The organism is Polaromonas sp. P1_F8, assembly GCF_056405635.1.
In genome coordinates, this window is sequence record NZ_JBFUBS010000007.1 from 82,952 (window position 1) to 102,693 (window position 19,742).

Below are 19,742 nucleotides of genomic sequence, written 5' to 3' on the forward strand. Positions count from 1 at the left end.
CTTTTTTAGTCCCCTCCATCCCCCCCCAAGTTCACCCCTTCCATAACAGGAGACATCATGAAACTCAAAGCACTTGCCGCCGCACTCGCCCTTGGCCTTACAGGCGCCGCTTATGCGCAGAACACCGGCCCGATCAAGATCGGCATCATCACCGACATGTCCAGCCTTTACGCCGACATCGACGGCCCCGCCGGTGCGGAAATGCTGAGGTGGGCCGTGCAGGATTTCGGCGGCAAGGTCCTGAACCGCCCGATCGAAGTGCTGAGTGCCGACCACCAGAACAAGGCCGACGTCGCGTCGTCCAAGGCACGTGAATGGATCGACAAGGACGGCCTGCAGATGCTGATTGGCGGTACCAACTCAGGCACGGCACTGGCCATGTCCAAGGTCACCACCGAAAAGAAAAAGCCGTTCCTCGTCATCGGCGCCGGCTCGGCCCGCCTGACCAATGAAGACTGCTCGCCCTACACCGTCCACTACGCGTACGACACGGTCTCGCTGGCCAAGGTCGCCGGTTCCGCGCTGGTCAAGGCCGGCAACAAGAGCTGGTACTTCCTGACCGCCGACTATGCGTTCGGCTACTCGCTCGAAGGCGATGCCTCCACCGTGGTCAAGGCCAACGGCGGCACCGTCGCCGGCACCGTCCGCCATCCGCTGAACGCCTCGGACTTTTCGTCTTTCCTGCTGCAGGCGCAGTCTTCCAAGGCGCAAATCCTGGCCCTGGCCAATGCCGGCGGCGACTTCACCAACGCCATGAAGGCCGCCAAGGAATTCGGCATCGGCAAGACCATGAAGGTTGCCGGCCTGCTGGTGTTCATCAACGACGTGCACTCCCTGGGCCTGGCCAACACCGAAGGCCTGCAACTGGCGGACAGCTGGTACTGGAACCAGGACGACGCCTCGCGCAAGTTCGCCAAGCGTTTCTTCGATAAATACAAGCGCATGCCTTCCAGCCTGCAGGCGGCCGACTACTCCGCCACCCTGAGCTACCTGAAGGCCGTGCAGACCGCCGGCACGACCGATTCCGACAAGGTCATGAGCACGCTCAAGGGCATGAAGATCGAAGACTTCTACAACAAGGGCCAGATCCGCGCCGACGGCCGCATGATCCACGACATGTACCTGTACGAAGTCAAGAGCTCCAAGGATTCCGGCACGCCATGGGACTACTACAAGACCATCGCCAAGGTGCCGGGCGAGCAGGCTTTCACCACGGTGGCCGAATCCAAGTGCTCGGCTCTCAAGAAGTAAAGCATCACTGCAACTGCGCAAACGTTGAACTGACGAAAAAACAAAAAACGGGGTAGAACGAGGGTTCGATCCAGCCGGTCATTTCGCAGAAATGCAGAATGACCGGCTGCTTCCTTCAAAGACCTTCGTGCTCCCGCCACAACTCACGGTATCGGTGTCCTGACAGGTTCCCATGGAAATTTTCGGTATTCCCCTGCAAGCGTTTATGGGCCAGCTGATGCTGGGCCTGGTCAATGGCGCTTTCTACGCCATGCTCAGCCTGGGGCTCGCGGTGATTTTCGGCCTGCTGGGCATCGTCAACTTTGCGCACGGCGCGCTCTACATGCTGGGCGCCTTCGCCGCCTGGATCATGCTGGACCAGTTCGGCATGAATTACTGGTTCGCGCTGGTGTTGGCGCCGCTGACGGTCGGCATTCTCGGTGTGATCATCGAACGGCTTTTCCTCAAGCATCTGTACAAGCTCGATCCGCTCTACGGCCTGCTGCTGACCTTTGGCCTGGCGCTGGTTCTCGAAGGCGTCTTCCGTGAAATTTACGGCGTCTCGGGCCAGAACTACAACGTGCCAGACCTGCTGGCCGGCTCCATGGACCTTGGCTTTATGCGCCTGCCGATTTACCGCGCCTGGGTGGTGGTGGTGTCGCTGGTGGTGTGCCTGGGCACCTGGTACCTGATCGAACGCACCCGGCTGGGCGCCTACCTGCGCGCCGGCACCGAAAACGCGCCGCTGGTGCAGGCCTTTGGCATCAACGTCCCCATGATGGTGATGCTCACCTACGGCGCGGGCGCCGCCCTGGCGGCCCTGGCCGGCGTGCTGGCCGCCCCCATCATCCAGGTCAACCCGCTGATGGGCTCCAACCTGATCATCGTGGTCTTTGCCGTCGTCGTGATCGGCGGCATGGGCTCCATCCTCGGCTCGGTCATCACCGGCCTGGGCCTGGGCATTGTCGAAGGCCTGACCCGGGTGTTTTATCCTGAAGCGTCCAACATCGTGGTATTCGTCATCATGGTCATCGTGTTGATGTTCCGGCCCGCCGGCCTCTTCGGAAAGGAAGCCTGACCATGAGCGCCCTCTCCACCAAAGCCGCCAACATGCTGCGCATCACTTACCTCGTCCTGCTGGCTTTTGCGCTGGCCGCACCCTTCCTGGGTCTCTACCCGGTGTTTGTGATGAAGCTGCTGTGCTTTGCGCTCTTCGCCTGCGCCTTCAACCTGTTGCTGGGTTTTACCGGCCTGCTCTCGTTCGGCCATGCCGCATTCTTCGGCTCTGCCGCTTATGTCACCGGCTGGTTCATCAAGTCGCAGAACTGGACTCCCGAACTGGCTCTGCTGGCCGGCGCGGTCGCGGCCGGGCTGATCGGCCTGCTGGTCGGGCTGGTGGCCATCCGCCGCCAGGGCATTTACTTTGCGATGATCACGCTGGCGATTGCGCAGATGGTTTATTTCGTCTGCCTGCAGGCGAGCTTTACCGGCGGTGAAGACGGCCTGCAAGGCGTGCCGCGCGGCAAGCTGTTCGGCCTGCTGCCGCTCGAATCCGACATCTCGCTGTATTACGTGGTGGTGGCGATTTTTGTGGCCTGCTTCCTGTTCATCTCGCGCATCGTGCACTCGCCCTTCGGCCAGGTGCTCAAGATGATCCGCGAGAACGAACCCCGCGCCATCTCGCTGGGCTACAACGTCGACCGCTACAAGCTGCTGGCCTTTGTGCTGTCGGCCGCGCTGGCGGGCCTGGCCGGGTCGATGAAAACACTGGTCATGGGTTTTGCCACGCTGTCGGACGTGCACTGGTCCATGTCCGGCGAAGTCATCCTGATGACCCTGCTGGGCGGCGTGGGCACTTTCTTCGGCCCGGTCATGGGCTCGGGCATCGTGATCGCGCTGCAGAACCTGCTGGCCGACAAGGTCGGCTCCTGGGTCACCGTCATCATCGGCGCGATCTTTGTGCTGTGCGTGCTGGCCTTCCGCAAGGGTGTGATCGGTGAATTGCAGGCCTTCCTCGAACGCCGCCGCGCCGCGGCCAAGGCTGCCGCGGCAAAACCCTGACCGGCAGGGCCGGGCGGCCGTCCCGTCCGACTGCTTTTAAAGCCCTTCAGCCGCTATTGTTTTAATAGCTGCCTGCGCTCGTCACCATTGGCTAACAGCCCCATTTCCCCAAAATCAGTTGCCACGGAACTCGCGCCGGTACATCGACGGCGAGGTTCCAAGCGTCGCCGCAAAGTGCTGCCGCAGGGAGACCGCCGAGCCGAATCCTGCGTCCTGGGCAATCTGCTCCATCGAGCGGCCGGTTGATTCGAGTTGCCGCTGCGCCAGCGCCAGGCGCTGGCTGGCCAGCCATTGGCCCACGGTGGTGCCGGTGATGTGCCGGAAATGCCGGGTGAAGGTGCGCCGGCTCATCAGGGCACGTGCTGCCAGCGTATCGAGGCTGTGGGGCTGTCGCAGGTTTTCCTGCACCCACGCCAGAATGGCCGACAGCCGGTGGTCGGAGCCGGTGGCCGGCAGGGGTTGCTCCACGTATTGCGCTTGCCCGCCCTGCCGCTGCGGCGCCACCACCATGCGGCGCGCCACCCGGTTGGCAGCTTCGGCGCCGAAGTCCCGGCGCAGCAAATGCAGGCAGCAGTCAATGCCGGCGGCTGTACCCGCTGAGGTCAGCACGTCACCATCATCAACATACAGCACATCGGGCTGCAGCCTGACCTGCGGATAACGCGCGGCAAAAGCCGGCGCCAGCGCCCAGTGCGTGGCGGCGGGCCGGCCGTCCAGCAGGCCGGCCTCGGCCAACACAAAAGCCCCCAGGCACAGCCCGACAATGCGCGCGCCGCGCTTGTGCGCCGCCCGCAAAGCCTTGAGCAGGGCTTCGGACGGCCGCTCCATCGGGTCCCGCCACGACGGCACCACCACGGTTTGCGCCTTGGCCAGCGCGCTCAAGCTGTGCTCTACCGCAATGGTGAAGCCGGCAGTCGTGCGCAGGCTGCCCGGCGTTTCGGCGCACACCAGCAGCCTGAAGCGCGGCAGATCGGGCCCTGAAAAATCATTGCCAAACACCATGCACGGCACGGAAAGATGAAATGGGCTGATGCCGTCAAACGCCACCACGGCGACCGTGCTGAGCTGGCTTGCGGTGCGTGACTTGATGCGTGACTTGCCGGCGGCCGGCATCTGTGGAAGTGCTTTTTTCGACATGGCCCGATTCTATCGAATATTGTCAATTGGGCCACTTTCCGGAAAACGTGTTGCGCCCAACAATCACACCATCAGCATCCGTTGATCACTTGATTCAGCAACAACCCGCAGGAGCAAACACATGGCCATCCAGAACTCAAAGCCCGCAGTACCACGCCGCGCCCTCGTCGTCATCGACGTGCAAAAGGAATACTTCAGCGGCGGCGGCCTGCTCATCGAATACCCGCCGGTGGAAAAAACGCTGCCCAACATCGGCCGCGCCATGGACGCAGCCCGCGCTGCGGGCATTCCGGTGGTGGTGGTGCAGCACAGCGAATCGGCCGCGTCGCCGCTGTTCGCCAAAGGCTCGCCCTTGTGGGAACTGCATGAGACCGTGGCCAGCCGCCCGCGCGACCACTACATCGAGAAAGCCTGGCCCAGCGTCTACACCGGCACCGACTTCGGCGGATGGCTGGATAAAAACGGCATCGACACCCTCACGGTAATCGGCTACATGACACACAACTGCGACGCTTCCACGATTTTTGAGGCCACGCACCGCGGCTTGCATGTGGAGTTTTTGCAGGATGCGAGTGGCGCACTGCCGTATGCCAACGAGGCCGGCCATGCCAGCGCCGAAGAAATCCACCGCGTGTTCAGCGTGGTGTTTCACTCGCGCTTTGCCGCTACTGGCTCCACCGACGCCTGGATCGCCGCGGTCCAGGCCGGCGGACGGCTGGAGAAGAACAACGTCCTCGCGTCGAACCGCGCGGCCATTGCCGGCCGGTAACAGGCAACTTTGCGTCGGCCCTCAGAGGCCGTCAGTCGAGAGCGCATGGTTTACGCGCTGCGGCACGACCAGTTGCCCATAGCCATCGGGCACAGCCTGGATGTGGATGATGGGCGCGCTGGACGTGACGCTGCCGAACAGCATGGCAAAAGCGGCATCAGCCGCATCGCGGCCGGTGGCAAACCGCACAAAACCCATGGGAATGGCGGTGCCTGACGGATCAAACAGGTACCACCGATGGCCCAGGTAGACCTCGACATAGGCATGGAAGTCGGTGGGGCCGAGCGCGGGGTCGGCGCCGTAGTCAATTCCGGTGGCAAAGCGCGCCGGCAGGTTGAGGGCGCGGCACAGCGCGATCATCAAATGCGCGAAGTCGCGGCACACACCGACGCGCTCCACCACCGTGTCGATCGCCGAGGTGCTGCCATGCGAGCTGTTGGACTCGAAACTCACGCGCTGCTGCACCCACTGGCAGATGGCTTCTGCCCGACTGTAGCCTTGCTGCAAATGACCGAACTCGTTGGAGGCCAGCTTCTGCAGCCGGTCTGACTGGCAGTAGCGGCTCGGGTAGATGTAGGGCAGCACGGCACCGGGAAGCTGGCAGACCGGCACCTCGCCCAGCTCACCGGGCGCCGCTGTGTAGTGGTAAATGTCTACGGTGGCTTCATAGCGCACGCTCAGTGGGCCGGGCTGGGCCTGCAGGCGCAGGTAGCGGTTCCGGCTCGCCGGGTCGGTGTCGATGGTGAAGGGCACCGGCTGGCTGACCTGCAGGTTTTCGGCCTGCACGATCTGCTGCTGCGTGTGCGCCGCGTGGACGTTGAAGATGAAGTCGCCGCCCGGAGGCGCGACGTCGTAGTTGAGTTCGACGGAAAACTGGAGCCTGACCATGGATTCTTTCCTTGCCGTTGCGCAAGGGGCAGGCCTGGAGCAAGCCTGCCGCCGCGCAATCGTCAATCAATGAAGGGAGCCTCTCAGCGTAGCGCTCGCCGCAGGCGGGCACCTGCGCAAAAGCGCGCTGATCTGGTGTACCAGTCATTGTGGACCTCTTCGAGGCGGATACCGGCGATTTGCGGCGGTTTGCGGCTTTGGCGTCCGCGATGAACACGCGGCGTCCGGCTTGCGGGTGGCATGGGCGCCTACACGTCAGGACTGCCGGCAGGGCCCAACCCTTCCTTTGCTATTAATTCAATAGCTGCTTGCGCCCGTCAGATATGGCCTGGAGGCCGATTTTTCTTGCAAATCCGGGTCAGCGGCCCTCAGACTCGTCATCCAGCAGCCGCACTTTCACGCTTTTGCCCTTGACCCGCCCGGTGGACAGCTTGTGCAGGGCTTCGGCGGCAATCTCGCGGTTCACCGCCACATAGGTGGAGAACTCATTCACGTTGATCTTGCCGACCTGCTCGCGCGTGAAGCCGGCCTCGCCGGTCAGCGCGCCCAGCACGTCGCCGGCGCGGATTTTTTCCTTGCGACCGCCGACGATCTGCAGCGTCACCATGGGCGGCAGCAAGGGCTCATTGCTGGCGGGTGTCAGCTCGGTCAGTTTGTGCCACTCGGACTCCGCCTTTTGCAGCACCTCGATTTTCCCGACATAACCCATCTCGTCCATGCTGGCCAGGCTGATGGCCCAACCCTCTTCATCAGCGCGGCCGGTCCGGCCGATGCGGTGGATGTGCACCTCGGCATCCGGCGTCACGTCGACGTTGATGACCATCGCGAGTTGCGCAATGTCCAGGCCGCGGGCGGCCACATCGGTGGCCACCAGCACCGAGCAACTGCGGTTGGCAAATTGCACCAGCACCTGGTCGCGCTCGCGCTGCTCCAGCTCGCCAAACAGCGCCAGCGCGCTAAAACCCTGCTCTTTCAAATAGGCCACCAGTGCACGGCACTGCGACTTGGTGTTGCAGAACGCCAGCGTGCTGGCCGGGCGGAAATGCCGCAGTACCTGCGCAACGGCGCCCAGGCGGGCTTCGTCATGGTCGCTGTCGGGCACCTGGTACCAGCGCTGCTGGATCTTGGTTTTTTCATGCTGCGCCTGGACCGTGATGGTTTGCGGCGTCTTCATGAACTGCTGGCTCAGCTTCGCAATGCCTTCGGGATAGGTCGCCGAGAACAGCAGGGTCTGCCGCTCTTTGGGGCACTGTTTGGCGACGGTGACGATGTCTTCGAAGAATCCCATGTCCAGCATGCGGTCGGCTTCATCGAGCACCAGGGTGTTCAGCGCCTCCAGGGTCAAATTGCCGCGCGCCAGGTGGTCCATGATGCGGCCGGGCGTGCCCACCACAATGTGCGCGCCATTTTCCAGGCTGGCGGTCTGATTGCGCAGCGGCACGCCGCCGCACAGCACCACCACCTTGGTGTTTTCCTCGGCCCGCGCCAGGCGGCGGATTTCCGTGGCGACCTGGTCGGCCAACTCTCGCGTGGGGCACAACACCATGGCCTGTATGGCAAAGCGCCGTGCATTGAGATTGGCCAGCAGAGGTATTGCAAAGGCGGCGGTCTTGCCGCTGCCGGTTTTGGCCTGGGCGATCAGGTCTTTGCCCAGCAGCGCCACCGGCAGGCTGGCGGCCTGGATGGGCGTCATGCTGAGGTAGCCGAGCTGCTGCAGGTTGGCCAGCACGGCGGCATTCAGGGGCAGGCTGGCGAAGTCGGTATTGCCGGCGGAAGAAGGGGAAGAAGGGGAAGGAGAGGAGCTCATCCCCCATTATCGGTGCCGGGCCTTCAGCGGCCTGAACCTGGCTACATTTGCAGCCCATGGCCACCACCCCTCGCGAGTGCCAGGTCGCGCAACTGTGCGCCGTGCACTTCCGAAATGGAGGTCAGACCGAGCAGGCCCAGATCACGCTGGACTTCGTCGGCCAGGATGCGGATTGCATGGCGCACGCCCTCTTCGCCGGCGACGGCGGCCGCATAGTTGAACGGGCGGCCCACAAACACGAACCTGGCGCCGAGTGCGAGCGCCTTCAGGACGTCCGTCCCGCGCCGTATGCCGCTGTCCATCATGACCGGGAAGTCGGCGCCAACCGCCCGGACGACCTCGGGCAGCACGCGCAGCGGCGAGACCGTGCCATCGAGCTGGCGGCCGCCGTGGTTCGACACGATCAGGCCGTCGGCGCCCATGTCCCGCACCTTGCGTGCGTCCTCGTGGTTCATGATGCCCTTTACCACCAGGGTGCGCTTCCACTTGCGGCGGATGAGGGCCAGGTGCTCCCAGTCCAGGTGGTCCTTGGCGCCGAAGTCACGTGCCACCTGCGACGAGAGGATCGGAGCGCCACGGGTCGCATACGAGTTCTCGAAGTGCGGCATGCCGTGCGCCATCATCGTCCGCAGGAAGGTCCCGATCGTCCAGCGGGGATGAGTGAGCCCCTCCCACGCCAGGCGAAAGCCCGGTCGCAGGGGCGTGGAAAAGCCTGCACGGATGTTGTTCTCGCGGTTGGCGAGCACGGCAGTGTCCACCGTCAGCACGAGCGTCTCGACGCCCGCACGGTCGACGCGGTCGATCAACGCCTCGATCTTGGCGGTCTCGCCCGGCAGGTAAGCCTGGAACCAGGTCTCCGGGGCCGCGGCCATCACCTCTTCCAGCGGGATGAGTGAGGAGCCGCTCATGATCATCGGCACGCCCTCGGCCGCCGCTGCGCGGGCCTGCACGAGGTCGCCGCGATACGCGCTGAGCGCACTGATGCCCATAGGCGCGATACCGAACGGTGATGCGTAGCGCCTCCCCAGAAGGTCGACCGCCTGGCTGCGGCCGGACACGTTGCGCAGTACTCGCGTGACGAAACCGAACTCCGAGAACGCTGCGCGGTTATCGTGCAGCGAGGCCGAGTCTTCCGCTCCGCCGGCGATGTATTCAAAGAGCGGGCGCGGCAGGTGGCGCCGGGCGCCTGTCTCGAAATCCTGCAACGACAGGAATTTCCGCAAGCCCGGCGGCGTGGCGGGACGTGCTCCCGGCGACAGGCGCGTCACCCTCGGCACGGCCCCGGAAGAGGCGAGTTGCGACATACGGAGATCAGTTCACCTGGATGTTTGCTTCGCGGATCACCTTGTCCCAAAGCCCGGTTTCCTTGCGGATCATGTCGGTGAGCTCGGCCGCATCCGCAAGCTCGATGTCGACCCCCTGTTCTTCGAAACGCCTGGCCACCCCAGGGTCGAGCGACGCTTTCTTCATCGCCGCGTAGAGGCGCGCGACGACGGGTTCCGGCGTTCCATTGGGCGCGAAGATGGCATTCCAGCTCTTGTAACCAAAGCCGCGAACGGTGTTCGAAATCAAGGGGATCCCCTTCAGAGGTGCTGCGGCGCTGGGAGCGGTGAGGCCGACGACGCGCAGCGAGCCGTTCTGGGCCATGCCGGTGAACGAAGGCATGGTTCCGAACATCGCATGGATCTGGCCGGAGACAAGGTCCGTGGTCGCAGCCGAAGCCCCGCGGTACGGCACGTGCTTGATGTCGATCTGCGCGGCGCGCGCGAACAGTTCCGTGCCGAGGTGAGCCAATCCCCCGATGCCCGCAGAGCCGAAGTTCAGTTGGCCCGGATGTGCCCTGGCATACGCAACCAGCTCCGCGATCGTCTTGAACGGCATCTTCGCCGTCACCACCAGCACGTGTGGTGCCGTGGCGATCATCCCCACCGGCGTGAGCTGGGCCAGAATGTCCACGCGCGGCTTCTGCAGCAGGGGTTGTGCCGTGATGTTGCCGGAGGCGGCGAAGAGCAGCGTATGGCCATCGGCCTTCGAGCCTGTCACCTTCTGCATGGCAGGCACGCCGGCGCCGCCGCCGGCGTTCTCGATGATGAAAGGCTGTCCCAGGGCGGCGCTCATGGCCTGGGCCAGATCGCGGCCAAGGACGTCCGTCGCGCCACCGGCGGCGAATGGAATCACCATCCGGGTCGAAACCGAAGAGGCGCCCTGCGCCCGGGCGCCGAACGCGGCGATTACAGCCGCCGAAGCAAGGAAGCTGCGACGCCTGGCGTGCATGTTTGTCATGGAACGTGTCTCCTGGATCAAGGAGCGCATGATCCGAACAAAGATACAGGATGGGCAATGCGTTACGCCTGACGTAACGGTGCGCGGGCTTGAATACAATCCGGCCATGCCGCAAGAGTCCAGGTCCAAGCCGACGCATGCCACGCCGAAGCGGCTTCTCGCGGACGGGCCGGAGGGAACCTCGACGCGTCCAGGCGACGAGAACGTCACGGCCGTGGCGCGTGCGCTGGCTATCCTCACTGCCTTCGAAGGTGACGAGCTCTTTCTCCCGCTGGCGGAGCTCGCACGCCGTACCAGCATGCACAAACCCACTGTGCTGCGGCTTGCGCGCACGCTCGCTGCAGCCCGATTCCTCGTCAGGCGCGAAGACGGTGCGTGGCGGCTCGGCCCCGCAGTAGGCTGGATGGGCTCCCGCTACCAGGCGCAGTTCGACCTCGACTCCGCCATCGAACCCATCCTGCGCCAGCTTGGTACGGCCACGGGAGAAAGCGCCTCGTTCTTCGTCTTCGAAGGCAACCTGCGCAGCTGCCTGATGCGTTGCGAGGGAACGGCAGGTGTTCAGAGCCAAATTCGCTCCGGCGAGGTTTTCCCCCTGGACCGCGGATCCGCCGGCCGGGTGATTCTGGCCGCCCTGGGCGAACCGGGTGATCTCAATGAGCGCATCCGCCGATGCGGTTTCCACATCACCCGCGGCGAGCGGAACTCGAAAATCGCGAGCGTCTCCGCGGCCGTGCGCGGACGCCATGGCGCCGTGCTGGGCTCTGTCAGCACGGCGGGTCCGGTAGAACGACTAACGGATGCGGTACTCGCGCGTTATGCACCCGACACGGTTCTGGCGGCGAAGCAGCTCGGGCAAGCGCTCGGCGCCATGCCTTCCACGGCGCTGCGGGCAACCTGGCATCCGTGATCCGCGTCGCAAACGACGCGAAATGTCACCCGGGCGCACCTGATGTGATGCGTTGTCCTGTGCAGCCCGCAAAAAAATGCAGTCTCATCGATGAAGGAATACAGGCTGCCGCTTCTCCACAAACGCTGCCGTTCCCTCCCGTGCATCCTGCGAGGCCGCCGCGATCATGAACTGCGCGGCCTCGATCGCCAGGCCTTCGTCGATGGAAACATTCAGGCCCCGCGTCACCGCACGCAAGGAGGCCGTCACCGCCACGGCGGAGTTTTCGGCGATGAGGTCGGCCATTCGCAGGCACGCCGGAAGCAGGTCATGGGCCGGCACCACATGATTGATGAGGCCTATCAGCAGGGCTTCCTCGGCACTGATGGCGTCGCCGGTCAGGATCATTTCGTTGGCGTGCTTGCGGCCTATGTGGCGGGGCAGGCGCTGCGTGCCGCCAAAGGGCGGCGGAAAGCCCAGCCGGATTTCGGGCTTGGCAAAGCTGGCGTGTTCCGCCGCGATGGCCAGACTGCAGGCTTCCATGGTTTCGCAGCCTCCGCCGAAGGCTATGCCGTTGACGGCCGCGATGATGGGCTTGGGGTAGTTTTCGATGCGCCTGGTCATGGCCTGACCACGCATCACGAAGTTGCGCCACGCTGCCTCGGGCGAGGCGGCGATGTCGGCTGCGAAGCCCGCAATGTCGGCGCCCGCACTGAAGGCTTTATCGCCCTGCCCCGTCAACACCAGGCAGCGCACGCTGTCGTCGCGCTCCAGGGCGTTCAACCTGTCCATGAGCTCATCGATCAGGGCGTAGTTCAGTGCGTTCAGTTTCTCGGGCCGGTTCAGGGTCAGTATCACGTGTTGCCCGCGGCGCTCAGTTTCTATCAGCATGGGGTCTCCTCAGGTTTTCGGGCAATAGCGTCGGGGGATACGAATGACAACACACCGCAACCGCGCGGGGCGCCCACAAAATAAGTCGCGGCTTGCGGCGTGACAAAGGACTGGCCGTTCTCCAGCACCACGTCGCTGTCCCGGCGTCCAGCCAGCGCATCGCTGGTGATCCAGAGGCAACCCCCAGTGCAGGCCAAAACCTGGCCGCGCGGCAAGCGCAAGGGTTTGGGGATGGACCCGAGCTTCAGCGGGGTCTGTGGAGTTTGTAGGATTTGCAGGGCATGCATGGCGGACTCCTTGGAAAGTGTGGTTTGATTCTTCTTTGGAACCGGTCCGCGCGGCCGGATGGTTTGTCATACGGGGTATTCCAATCATTCATGCCATGCTGAACAGCCCTTCCACCAGCGCAATGCGCGCCATGTCGCTGGATGCCATCCGCGGCTTCGAATCCGCCGCGCGGCACCTGAGCTTCACCGCTGCCGCCGAAGAGCTGTGCATCACGCAGTCGGCCGTGAGCAAACAGGTCAAAAGCCTGGAAGATGCGCTGGGCACAGCGCTGTTCCTGCGTGGCGGCAAGGGCCTGAGCCTGACGCCGCAAGGCCGCGAACTTTATGAGGCGGCCCGCGCCGCACTGGCGCAGCTGGCCTCGGCCGTGGACCGTCTGCTGGCGGTGGACAGGGTGTCGGTGTCAGTCACCACCACGCCCTCCTTCTCCGCACTGTGGCTGGCTCCCAAGCTTGCCAAATTCCAGTTACTGGAGCCTGCCATCGATGTACGCGTCGACGCCACAGAAACGCGTGTCAACCTGGAGCGCGAAGGCATGGACCTGGCCGTGCGGCTTTACCCAGTGCTGCAGGGCGACGAGGGCCCGCCGCCCCTGCTGCAGGAGCAGGCCCTGCTGGTGGCGGCGCCTGTCGTCGCGGCGCGCATCCATGCCGCCGCCGATATCCTGACTACGCCGCTACTGGTTTATTACGACCCGGCCACACGTTTCCCCTGGATGTCGTGGCCGGACTGGTACGGGCGCCTGGGCTTGAAACAATCGGCGCAACAGCCGTGCCTGTATTTTTCGCAGTACGAACATGTGCTGACCGCCGCCGTGCAAGGCGCCGGCATTGCAATAGGGCGCACGCCGCTGGTGCTGCCGCTACTGCGCAGCGGCCAGCTCACGGTCGTCTTGCCCGGCGAGACGGTCGCGGGTTTGGGCTACCGCATCGTGACTTCAGCCCACGGCGCAGAGCGGCCCGCCGTGCAGAAGTTTCGCGCCTGGCTGGAGCGCGAACTCGCGCTGGAAGCGATAGGCTAAGCCCAGGCGCCGGTAGCTTCCAGCACCGGGGAGAGTTCCGCCTCGCCCCAGCGCAAGGGCAAGGAAGATTCCACCAACCGCATGGACTGCACCTTGAAACGCATCAGGCGCTGCGCACCGGCGAAGGACTGCACCTCGGGCCCGTCCCAGATGATGTCGGCCGTGACGGCCAGGTACAGCAGATCGCCGGTGTCGAAGTCGATGAACAGCAGGCCGGCGCGCGAGTTGACCACCAGGTTACCCAGGGTGTTGAAGAAGTAGTTGCCGACGAAGTCCGGCACGGTCAGGGTGCCGTCGGCGTCCACGCGCACAAAGCCGGGCTTGCCACCGCGGTGCGACACGTCCACGCCGCCGGCGCGGCCGGCTTGCTCACCGTTGCCCGCATAGGCGGTAGCGATGAACAGGGTGTCGGCCTGCTCGATCATGCGGCGGGCCGCTTCGTTCAGTTGCGCCGACGCGTGCACCACCGGCCCGGCTGAAGACGTGGAGCGCTCCGCGTACACCGGCTCGCGTGCCTGGATGTATTTGGGGCAGTTGCCGAAACTCTGGCTCAGCTCCACCGCGAAGCCCGAGGCACTCACGCCGCGAACGATGCCGTTCATGCGGTTGCGCCTGCGCGTGTGCGGCTCTATGCCCAGCAGGCCTATCGCGGCGCCATCTGCCAGCGTGCCTTGCAGGGGATCACCTGCGAGCGGCTGGGCGCGCAGCACCAGGTGATGCGCATCGGGCGAGTGGATAAACCCCGGCGGCTGGGCCAGCACCGAGGCCCAGGGCTGGCCGCTCGCGTCCACCGTGCCGGCGACCACAAAAGGCAACTGCTCAAAAAACTCGCGGTGCTGGTCGGGCATGAAGTCGCGGATCACGCGCGGGCCGATTTCCGCCATGCGCGCGCGCACGGCCGTGCCCACGCGCGCTTGCGCGGCGCGCTCGCCTTCGTGGAAAGTGGCGGTGCTCATGCGGCCAGCCCTATCGGCGTCCTGACCATGGGCACAAAGCGCGGCAAGGCCTCGATGCGGGCCAGCCAGGCGCGTATGCGCGGGTAGGCATCCAGCGAGACCTTGCCCTCGGGCGCATGGGCCGAATAACTGTAGTTGGCGATGTCGGCCAGTGTGGGGGTGCTGCCCGCGAGAAAAGCCGACTGGCCCAGTTGCTGCTCCATCACCGCGAACAGGGCATGCGCACGCTCAATGGCTTCCGGGCTTTCCGGCCGCTTGAACAGCTGGATGACGCGCGCGGCAGCCGGGCCGGAGGCGAGCTGCCCCGCAGCGACCGACAACCAGCGCTGCACCGCCGCAGCGGCCAGCGGGCCGCGCGGCAGCCATTGCTCGGCATCCGGCGCGTAGCGTGCGTTGAGGTAGACCAGGATGGCGTTGGAATCGGCCAGCGTGACGTCGCCGTCCTGGATCACAGGCACCTGGCCGAAGGCGTTCATGGCCAGGAAGGCCGGCGTCTTGTGCCCTTTGGTGGCCAGGTCGATCTCGATGCGCTCGAAGGGCAGGCCCAGCAGCGAGAGAAACAGTTCCACCCGGTGCGAATGGCCGGAGATGGCGACGCGGTACAGGCGTATGGGTTGTGCGGGCTGGGCTTTGGCGGCGGGTGTGCTCATGGCGGGGCTTTCGGCAGGTTAAAAAATCTTGCTCTCGGGAGTGGATTCTGTTTGAGCCGTTATTTAGAATAAATGGCTCTCAAGGTATTTAACTAATCCACTTAGTGGATTAATCCCCGCAACCGGCGTAGCATGTCGCCATGGACAAACTCCGGGCCATGCAGGCCTTTATTCACATTGCCGAACAAGGCAGCCTTACGGCCGCGGCCCAGGTCATGGAATCCTCGTTGCCGGCGATGGTGCGTACGCTGGCCGGCTTCGAGGCGCAACTGGGTGTGCGCCTTTTCAACCGTACGACACGCCGCATCTCGCTCACCGAGGAAGGCCGGCGCCACCTGGAAAGCTGCCGGCAGGTGCTGGCCACGCTCGCGGACGCAGAAGCGGCGCTGACGGCCGATGCGGCGGAACCTGCCGGCCACCTGACCATTACCGCGCCCATGCTGTTCGGGCAGATGCACGTGGCGCCTGCCGTCACGCGCTTTGTGCAGCACCATGACAAGATGCGCTGCTCCATGGTGCTGCTGGACCGCGTGGTGAATTTGCTCGAAGAAGGCATCGACGTCGGCATTCGCATCGGCGAGCCCGAAGACTCCAGCCTGGTGGCGCAAAACATTGGGCACATCCGGCGCCTGGTGGTGGCCAGCCCGGCCTGGCTGCGGCGCCACGGTGTGCCGAAACACCCGCGAGAACTGCTCAGCGCCAACTGCGTGCGTGTGACCGGCCATGCCCCCACGTGGGGGCCGTTCAATGTCCAGGGCCGGCAGCTGCGACTGGCGGTCAGTGGTAATCTGGAGTTCAACCAGATCGCACCGGCCGTGGCGGCCTGTGCAGCGGGGGCGGGCTTTGGGTCTTTCTTCTCTTACCAGGTGGCGCCGTTTTTGCAGGCAAAACAATTGCGTATCGTGCTGGAGGATTTTGAGCCGCCACCCCGGCCCATCAATGTGGTCTATCCGCACGCCCGGTTGCTGCCCATGCGCACCCGGGTGTTCATTGAATGGATGAAAAACGAACTCCGGGAATTCCAGTCCTGAAAACGCCGGATACAACGGATACAAGGAAGAAGGAACACAGCGCATGCAGACTTTTGATTTTGACCTTTTTGTGATCGGCGGCGGCAGCGGCGGTGTGCGCGCCGCGCGCATGTCGGCCCAGCGCGGCGCCCGTGTGGGACTGGCCGAATTCGCTGCGATGGGCGGCACCTGCGTGAACGTGGGCTGCATTCCCAAAAAGCTCTACAGCTATGCGGCCCACTACGGCGACAGCTTTGAAGAGTCGCGCGGCTTCGGCTGGACCGGCGAGGCGCCGGTGTTTGACTGGGACACGCTCAAGGCCAACCGTGCCCGCGAGATTTCGCGGCTCAACGGCATTTATGTGCAGCTGCTTGAAAGCGCTGGCGTGCAGATCATCACCGGCTGGGCACGGCTGCTTGACGAGCACACCGTCGAGGTCGACGACAAAAAGTTCACGGCCAAAAGCATCCTGGTCTCCACAGGCGGTACCGCCACAGTGCCTGCCGTGCCGGGACGCGAACATGTGGTGACCTCGGACCACATGTTTGACCTCAACCCCTTCCCGAAGCGCCTGCTGGTGGTGGGCGGCGGCTATATTGCCTGCGAATTTGCCTCGATCTTCAATGGGCTTGGCTCACAAGTCACCCAGGTGCATCGTCGCGACATGCTGCTGACCGGTTTTGACGATGATGTGCGGCGCTTCATTGCCGCCGAGATGAGCAAGACCGGCATCACCCTGCAGCTGGGCGCAGAGATCGCGGCTATCGCCAAAACCGCCACAGGCCTGCAGGTAACGCTCAAGGACGGCGGCGGCCTGGAGGTGGACACCGTGCTCTACGCCACGGGCCGGATTCCCAATGCGAATGGCATCGGCCTTGAAGCTGCCGGCGTGGCCGTCAACGCTGCAGGTGCGATCCAGGTCAATGCGCACTACCAGACCTCGGTGCCGTCCATCTATGCGCTGGGCGACGTGACGGCGCGCATGCAGCTGACACCGGTAGCGCTGGGCGAAGCCATGGTGGTGGTGGACCAGCTCTTTGGCCCTGCCGCCGGCAAAAAGCCGCGCAACATGAGTTATGAGTTTGTGCCGACGGCCGTCTTCACCCATCCCAACATCGGCACGGTTGGCTATTCAGAGGCCGATGCGCGCACGAAGTTCGGCAAGGTCACGGTGTTCCGCGCGGACTTCAAGGCGCTCAAGCACACGCTGAGCGGCAGCACCGAACGCACGCTCATGAAGCTGCTGGTCGAAGACGCCACCGACCGCGTGGTCGGCCTGCACATGGTGGGGCCGGACGCCGGCGAAATCGTGCAGGGCTTTGCCGTGGCCATGAAAGCCGGTGCGACCAAGGCAATTTTTGACGGCACCATCGGCATCCACCCAACCGTCGCCGAGGAATTCGTGACGATGCGCGAACCGGTCAAGGACTGATTTCAGGAAATATTAATCCGCGTCCGGGTCTTCGGGCGTGTCTGAATCCGGCTCACGGTCTTTCAGGCGTTCGTCGAGGCGCTGACGGATGGTGCCGGCCTCTCCGAGGAACTGCGTCAGGGGCACAGCCGGCGCCATGCGCAGGGACGGCGGGTAGAGGGTGGACATGTAGAGCTTGTTGGACAGCCGCTTGTTCTGCAGCCAGTTGGTGCCCAGCATGGCAACGATGCCCAGCACGGTCACGCCGGCCACCAGCCCCGCCAGTCCACGGCGGCGCTGCGGGACGATGACCGTCAGGTGCACATAGACGGCCGCAGCCGCCCCCAGCAACAGCAGCGGCACTTCAAAGCGCGCCAGGCTTTCCAGCGAGAACATGAAAGCCAGCAGGCCGGCCAGCGTGGCAACCAGCTGTATCGCCACCGAACTGGTGCAGGCAATACGGACATGGCGCCAAAACTGGAGGTGGCCGGTAAACAGCTTGGTGGCCAGGGCCCACAGCCCCGCCCACACGGTGATCGCCATGGCCACCGCCGCCATCAGGCCGGGCAACTGCCGCGCCAGCTGGGAAGGCTCGGTCAGGGTCAGCCACGACTGCCCCACCACCAGGGCCAGCATGGCGGCCAATGCCAGCAGGGTCCAGCCGGTCGTGCGCCACGGAAAGTGCGGTAGCCGCTCTTCAGCGGCTACCGGCGCTTCCGCCAGGCGCAGCCCCAGCTTCAGCCGGCCCAGGGTCAGGGCCTCGCCGGCAGGCCAGCTGAACTGCGTGCCCTGGCCATGCAGCGTCCGGTTCAGCGCGACACCATTGACCGTGTCCAGCACCTGCACCATCACTTCGCCTTCCGGCGTGCGGTCTATGCGCAGGTGTTCAGCGGCCACATGGCCGTCATCCAATACCAGGTCGGCGGTGAGTGCGCGGCCCACGGTAACGGGCCAGTGCCGCACGTCAAGGCGGCCCACCAGTGCACCGTTGCGGTCGGTGGCCTGCAGCAGGGCAAGATTGCCGGCGCTCATGGTGCGGCCTCCCATTTAAAACCGCCCAGGTAATGCGCCACCAGCTTGAGGCCGTTGTCAAAACTTACGCCCTGCGCATCCATGCGCCCTTGCACACCGCGTGTGGACTGGTTGACGGACATGGTCAGCACCGACACATCGTAGAGGCCCGGCAGCTTGCGGTAAGCACTCATGCACACCACGGCGCGCATGGGCATGCCGCCCGTTTCGACGAAGCGTTCGGAGCACTCGGCCGCCGTGGCCTTGCGTGAACCCCGGGTAGAGAAGTACTCATTGCCGAAACTTTGCGAGTACATGACGGCAAAACGCAAGGGGCCCAGCTTGGGCGCGTTGTAGGCTTCGTAGCGCAGGCGGATGTAGCCGGTGTTGAAATCGCCCGCGAACACGTGGCTGTCAATCTGGCAGTCGGTGCGCTCCAGGTCAAAGGCCTTGAAGTCGGGCTCGCGTCCGCGGCCCCAGCAGCGGGCCAGGGAATCTTCGGGCACGGGCACGCTGTAGCCGCCATGTTTTTGCGCGGTGAGCGGCACCGCGGTGAACTTTTGCGTCAGCAGGGCCTGGTGCTCGCCCAGCTGGCGCGCCACCTCGGCATGTGCCGGTTTGGTGATGGGCTTGGCCGAAGCGGCCTTGGCCAACAAGGCCTGGGCGAATTCGGCGGGGATCAGAAAACTCAGCAGGTCGCCGTCCAGCCGCTTGGATACGTTGATACCGACCACCTGGCCGGCATCGTCCAAAGCCGGGCCGCCGCTCATGCCGGGGTTGAGCGCGCCGCCGAAAAAGATGCGTGGGTAAAAGCTGCGCTGCACGAGGCCGTTGTAGGTGCCCTCGGTTACGGCAAACCCGATATCCAGTGGATTGCCCAATGAATAAATGCGTTCGCCGCGTGCCAGCGGCCTGTCCGCGCCGCGAAAAGCCAGCTGCGGCATTCCTGTAGCCGGCGTTTTCACGCGCAGCAGCGCCAGGTCGTTGCGCACGTCAAAGGCGAGCAATTCAACCTCGGCCTCCTTGCCGTCCACCGGCACGTAGACGCCGCGATAGCGCTCGGGCTCCAGCGCCAGCTGGCTGGCCACATGGAAGTTGGTGATGATGAGCCCGTTGGCCGAGACAAAAAAACCCGAGCCCACACTGGCCTGGGTGTTGGAGTTACGCAGCAGGGTGCGGATCTGCACCAGTTTGTCGCGCGTGGTTTCATAGGCACGCTGGGCGTCGCGCGATATCTGGGCTGGTGCGGTGGCCGGCGCCTGTGGAGCGCGGCCTGGTGCCGGGGCCTGCGCCTGGGCCACCTGCAGGCACAGGGCACCGAGCAAGACTGCCGCCAGTTCGCGCAGGTGCCCCGAAGGGTTGTGGTGTTTCATCAGGGCATTCTAGGGTGTGCCGCGGCACTTGCCGCACAATGATGTGCATGCGCTGCGGTGCTACGCTTTGCCG

General features: G+C 64.5%; 19 protein-coding genes. 8 read left to right on the top strand and 11 right to left on the bottom strand.

What is annotated here, in order from left to right; translation table 11 throughout:
* The first annotated feature begins 57 nt into the window (after positions 1-57).
* The 3 genes from AC1D1J_RS20170 (at position 58) to AC1D1J_RS20180 (ending at position 3,291) form a co-directional block, all read left to right on the top strand.
* Positions 58-1,251, top strand: a complete 1,194-nt coding sequence (locus tag AC1D1J_RS20170; RefSeq protein ID WP_477695678.1) for an ABC transporter substrate-binding protein — start codon at positions 58-60, stop codon at positions 1,249-1,251.
* 172 nt (positions 1,252-1,423) lie between these two features.
* Positions 1,424-2,308, top strand: a complete 885-nt coding sequence (locus AC1D1J_RS20175) for a branched-chain amino acid ABC transporter permease (protein WP_477673034.1) — start codon at positions 1,424-1,426, stop codon at positions 2,306-2,308.
* A gap of 2 nt (positions 2,309-2,310) precedes the next feature.
* Positions 2,311-3,291, top strand: a complete 981-nt coding sequence (locus tag AC1D1J_RS20180; RefSeq protein WP_477688290.1) for a branched-chain amino acid ABC transporter permease — start codon at positions 2,311-2,313, stop codon at positions 3,289-3,291.
* A gap of 114 nt (positions 3,292-3,405) precedes the next feature.
* Here the strand turns inward: AC1D1J_RS20180 and AC1D1J_RS20185 are convergent, their stop codons facing one another.
* Positions 3,406-4,404 carry a GlxA family transcriptional regulator gene (locus tag AC1D1J_RS20185; RefSeq protein WP_477695704.1) on the bottom strand — a complete coding sequence of 333 codons (999 nt, stop codon included), beginning with the start codon at positions 4,402-4,404 and terminating at the stop codon, positions 3,406-3,408.
* A gap of 145 nt (positions 4,405-4,549) precedes the next feature.
* On the opposite strand from AC1D1J_RS20185, the gene AC1D1J_RS20190 reads away from it, so the two are divergent.
* On the top strand, positions 4,550-5,197 hold the full coding sequence (locus AC1D1J_RS20190) for a cysteine hydrolase family protein (RefSeq protein ID WP_477695679.1): 648 nt from the start codon (positions 4,550-4,552) through the stop codon (positions 5,195-5,197).
* Positions 5,198-5,218: 21 nt separating this feature from the next.
* Here AC1D1J_RS20190 and AC1D1J_RS20195 read toward each other — a convergent pair whose 3' ends face one another.
* From AC1D1J_RS20195 to AC1D1J_RS20210, 4 genes are all read right to left on the bottom strand, one after another.
* Positions 5,219-6,085, bottom strand: a complete 867-nt coding sequence (locus AC1D1J_RS20195; protein ID WP_457281319.1) for a transglutaminase-like domain-containing protein — start codon at positions 6,083-6,085, stop codon at positions 5,219-5,221.
* 358 nt (positions 6,086-6,443) lie between these two features.
* On the bottom strand, positions 6,444-7,892 hold the full coding sequence (gene dbpA, locus AC1D1J_RS20200) for an ATP-dependent RNA helicase DbpA (RefSeq protein ID WP_477695680.1): 1,449 nt from the start codon (positions 7,890-7,892) through the stop codon (positions 6,444-6,446).
* A 41-nt stretch (positions 7,893-7,933) separates the two neighbouring features.
* The gene (locus AC1D1J_RS20205; protein WP_477695681.1) at positions 7,934-9,196 is read right to left on the bottom strand and encodes an alpha-hydroxy acid oxidase; all 1,263 of its coding nucleotides are present in this window, start codon (positions 9,194-9,196) and stop codon (positions 7,934-7,936) included.
* 7 nt (positions 9,197-9,203) lie between these two features.
* On the bottom strand, positions 9,204-10,175 hold the full coding sequence (locus AC1D1J_RS20210; protein WP_477695682.1) for a Bug family tripartite tricarboxylate transporter substrate binding protein: 972 nt from the start codon (positions 10,173-10,175) through the stop codon (positions 9,204-9,206).
* Between the two features lie 106 nt (positions 10,176-10,281).
* On the opposite strand from AC1D1J_RS20210, the gene AC1D1J_RS20215 reads away from it, so the two are divergent.
* Entirely contained in the window at positions 10,282-11,082 is an 801-nt protein-coding gene (locus AC1D1J_RS20215; protein ID WP_477695705.1) for an IclR family transcriptional regulator, read from the top strand.
* Between the two features lie 84 nt (positions 11,083-11,166).
* Here the strand turns inward: AC1D1J_RS20215 and AC1D1J_RS20220 are convergent, their stop codons facing one another.
* Together AC1D1J_RS20220 and AC1D1J_RS20225 are read right to left on the bottom strand one after the other, a co-directional pair.
* The gene (locus AC1D1J_RS20220) at positions 11,167-11,952 is read right to left on the bottom strand and encodes a crotonase/enoyl-CoA hydratase family protein (RefSeq protein WP_477695683.1); all 786 of its coding nucleotides are present in this window, start codon (positions 11,950-11,952) and stop codon (positions 11,167-11,169) included.
* Positions 11,946-12,239, bottom strand: coding sequence for a DUF2917 domain-containing protein (locus AC1D1J_RS20225; RefSeq protein WP_477688296.1), 294 nt, complete (start codon positions 12,237-12,239; stop codon positions 11,946-11,948). Before AC1D1J_RS20225 ends, AC1D1J_RS20220 begins: the two co-directional genes overlap by 7 nt.
* Positions 12,240-12,334: 95 nt before the next feature.
* Between AC1D1J_RS20225 and AC1D1J_RS20230 the strand changes: the two genes are divergently transcribed.
* Positions 12,335-13,258 carry a LysR substrate-binding domain-containing protein gene (locus AC1D1J_RS20230; protein ID WP_477695684.1) on the top strand — a complete coding sequence of 308 codons (924 nt, stop codon included), beginning with the start codon at positions 12,335-12,337 and terminating at the stop codon, positions 13,256-13,258.
* Here AC1D1J_RS20230 and AC1D1J_RS20235 read toward each other — a convergent pair.
* Complete coding sequence (locus tag AC1D1J_RS20235; protein WP_477695685.1) at positions 13,255-14,214, bottom strand: pyridoxamine 5'-phosphate oxidase family protein; 960 nt, start codon at positions 14,212-14,214, stop codon at positions 13,255-13,257. The genes AC1D1J_RS20230 and AC1D1J_RS20235 overlap by 4 nt on opposite strands.
* Positions 14,211-14,864, bottom strand: coding sequence for a glutathione S-transferase family protein (locus AC1D1J_RS20240; protein WP_477695686.1), 654 nt, complete (start codon positions 14,862-14,864; stop codon positions 14,211-14,213). Before AC1D1J_RS20240 ends, AC1D1J_RS20235 begins: the two co-directional genes overlap by 4 nt.
* 140 nt (positions 14,865-15,004) lie before the next feature.
* On the opposite strand from AC1D1J_RS20240, the gene AC1D1J_RS20245 reads away from it, so the two are divergent.
* Together AC1D1J_RS20245 and gorA are read left to right on the top strand one after the other, a co-directional pair.
* On the top strand, positions 15,005-15,895 hold the full coding sequence (locus AC1D1J_RS20245; RefSeq protein ID WP_477695687.1) for a LysR family transcriptional regulator: 891 nt from the start codon (positions 15,005-15,007) through the stop codon (positions 15,893-15,895).
* Positions 15,896-15,938: 43 nt separating this feature from the next.
* Positions 15,939-17,306, top strand: a complete 1,368-nt coding sequence (gorA, locus tag AC1D1J_RS20250) for a glutathione-disulfide reductase (RefSeq protein ID WP_477695688.1) — start codon at positions 15,939-15,941, stop codon at positions 17,304-17,306.
* Positions 17,307-17,318: 12 nt separating this feature from the next.
* On the opposite strand, the gene AC1D1J_RS20255 is transcribed toward gorA, so the two are convergent.
* Both AC1D1J_RS20255 and AC1D1J_RS20260 read right to left on the bottom strand, forming a co-directional pair.
* Entirely contained in the window at positions 17,319-18,317 is a 999-nt protein-coding gene (locus AC1D1J_RS20255; RefSeq protein ID WP_477688302.1) for an FHA domain-containing protein, read from the bottom strand.
* A complete protein-coding gene (locus tag AC1D1J_RS20260) occupies positions 18,314-19,669 on the bottom strand; it encodes a S1 family peptidase (RefSeq protein WP_477688303.1) in 1,356 nt (451 codons plus the stop codon). The genes AC1D1J_RS20255 and AC1D1J_RS20260 overlap by 4 nt, the downstream gene beginning before the upstream one ends.
* Positions 19,670-19,742: the final 73 nt, after the last annotated feature.

Bases quoted from the DNA above. Each gene is read 5' to 3' on its own strand.
- AC1D1J_RS20230 (WP_477695684.1), top strand. From the start codon at position 12,335: ATGCTGAACAGCCCTTCCACCAGCGCAATGCGCGCCATGTCGCTGGAT.
- AC1D1J_RS20225 (WP_477688296.1), bottom strand. From the start codon at position 12,239: ATGCATGCCCTGCAAATCCTACAAACTCCACAGACCCCGCTGAAGCTC.
- AC1D1J_RS20185 (WP_477695704.1), bottom strand. From the start codon at position 4,404: ATGCCGGCCGCCGGCAAGTCACGCATCAAGTCACGCACCGCAAGCCAG.
- AC1D1J_RS20255 (WP_477688302.1), bottom strand. From the start codon at position 18,317: ATGAGCGCCGGCAATCTTGCCCTGCTGCAGGCCACCGACCGCAACGGT.
- AC1D1J_RS20190 (WP_477695679.1), top strand. From the start codon at position 4,550: ATGGCCATCCAGAACTCAAAGCCCGCAGTACCACGCCGCGCCCTCGTC.
- AC1D1J_RS20245 (WP_477695687.1), top strand. From the start codon at position 15,005: ATGGACAAACTCCGGGCCATGCAGGCCTTTATTCACATTGCCGAACAA.
- AC1D1J_RS20175 (WP_477673034.1), top strand. From the start codon at position 1,424: ATGGAAATTTTCGGTATTCCCCTGCAAGCGTTTATGGGCCAGCTGATG.
- AC1D1J_RS20215 (WP_477695705.1), top strand. From the start codon at position 10,282: ATGCCGCAAGAGTCCAGGTCCAAGCCGACGCATGCCACGCCGAAGCGG.
- AC1D1J_RS20260 (WP_477688303.1), bottom strand. From the start codon at position 19,669: ATGAAACACCACAACCCTTCGGGGCACCTGCGCGAACTGGCGGCAGTC.
- AC1D1J_RS20220 (WP_477695683.1), bottom strand. From the start codon at position 11,952: ATGCTGATAGAAACTGAGCGCCGCGGGCAACACGTGATACTGACCCTG.
- AC1D1J_RS20235 (WP_477695685.1), bottom strand. From the start codon at position 14,214: ATGAGCACCGCCACTTTCCACGAAGGCGAGCGCGCCGCGCAAGCGCGC.
- dbpA (WP_477695680.1), bottom strand. From the start codon at position 7,892: ATGAGCTCCTCTCCTTCCCCTTCTTCCCCTTCTTCCGCCGGCAATACC.
- AC1D1J_RS20180 (WP_477688290.1), top strand. From the start codon at position 2,311: ATGAGCGCCCTCTCCACCAAAGCCGCCAACATGCTGCGCATCACTTAC.
- gorA (WP_477695688.1), top strand. From the start codon at position 15,939: ATGCAGACTTTTGATTTTGACCTTTTTGTGATCGGCGGCGGCAGCGGC.
- AC1D1J_RS20205 (WP_477695681.1), bottom strand. From the start codon at position 9,196: ATGTCGCAACTCGCCTCTTCCGGGGCCGTGCCGAGGGTGACGCGCCTG.
- AC1D1J_RS20210 (WP_477695682.1), bottom strand. From the start codon at position 10,175: ATGACAAACATGCACGCCAGGCGTCGCAGCTTCCTTGCTTCGGCGGCT.
- AC1D1J_RS20170 (WP_477695678.1), top strand. From the start codon at position 58: ATGAAACTCAAAGCACTTGCCGCCGCACTCGCCCTTGGCCTTACAGGC.
- AC1D1J_RS20240 (WP_477695686.1), bottom strand. From the start codon at position 14,864: ATGAGCACACCCGCCGCCAAAGCCCAGCCCGCACAACCCATACGCCTG.
- AC1D1J_RS20195 (WP_457281319.1), bottom strand. From the start codon at position 6,085: ATGGTCAGGCTCCAGTTTTCCGTCGAACTCAACTACGACGTCGCGCCT.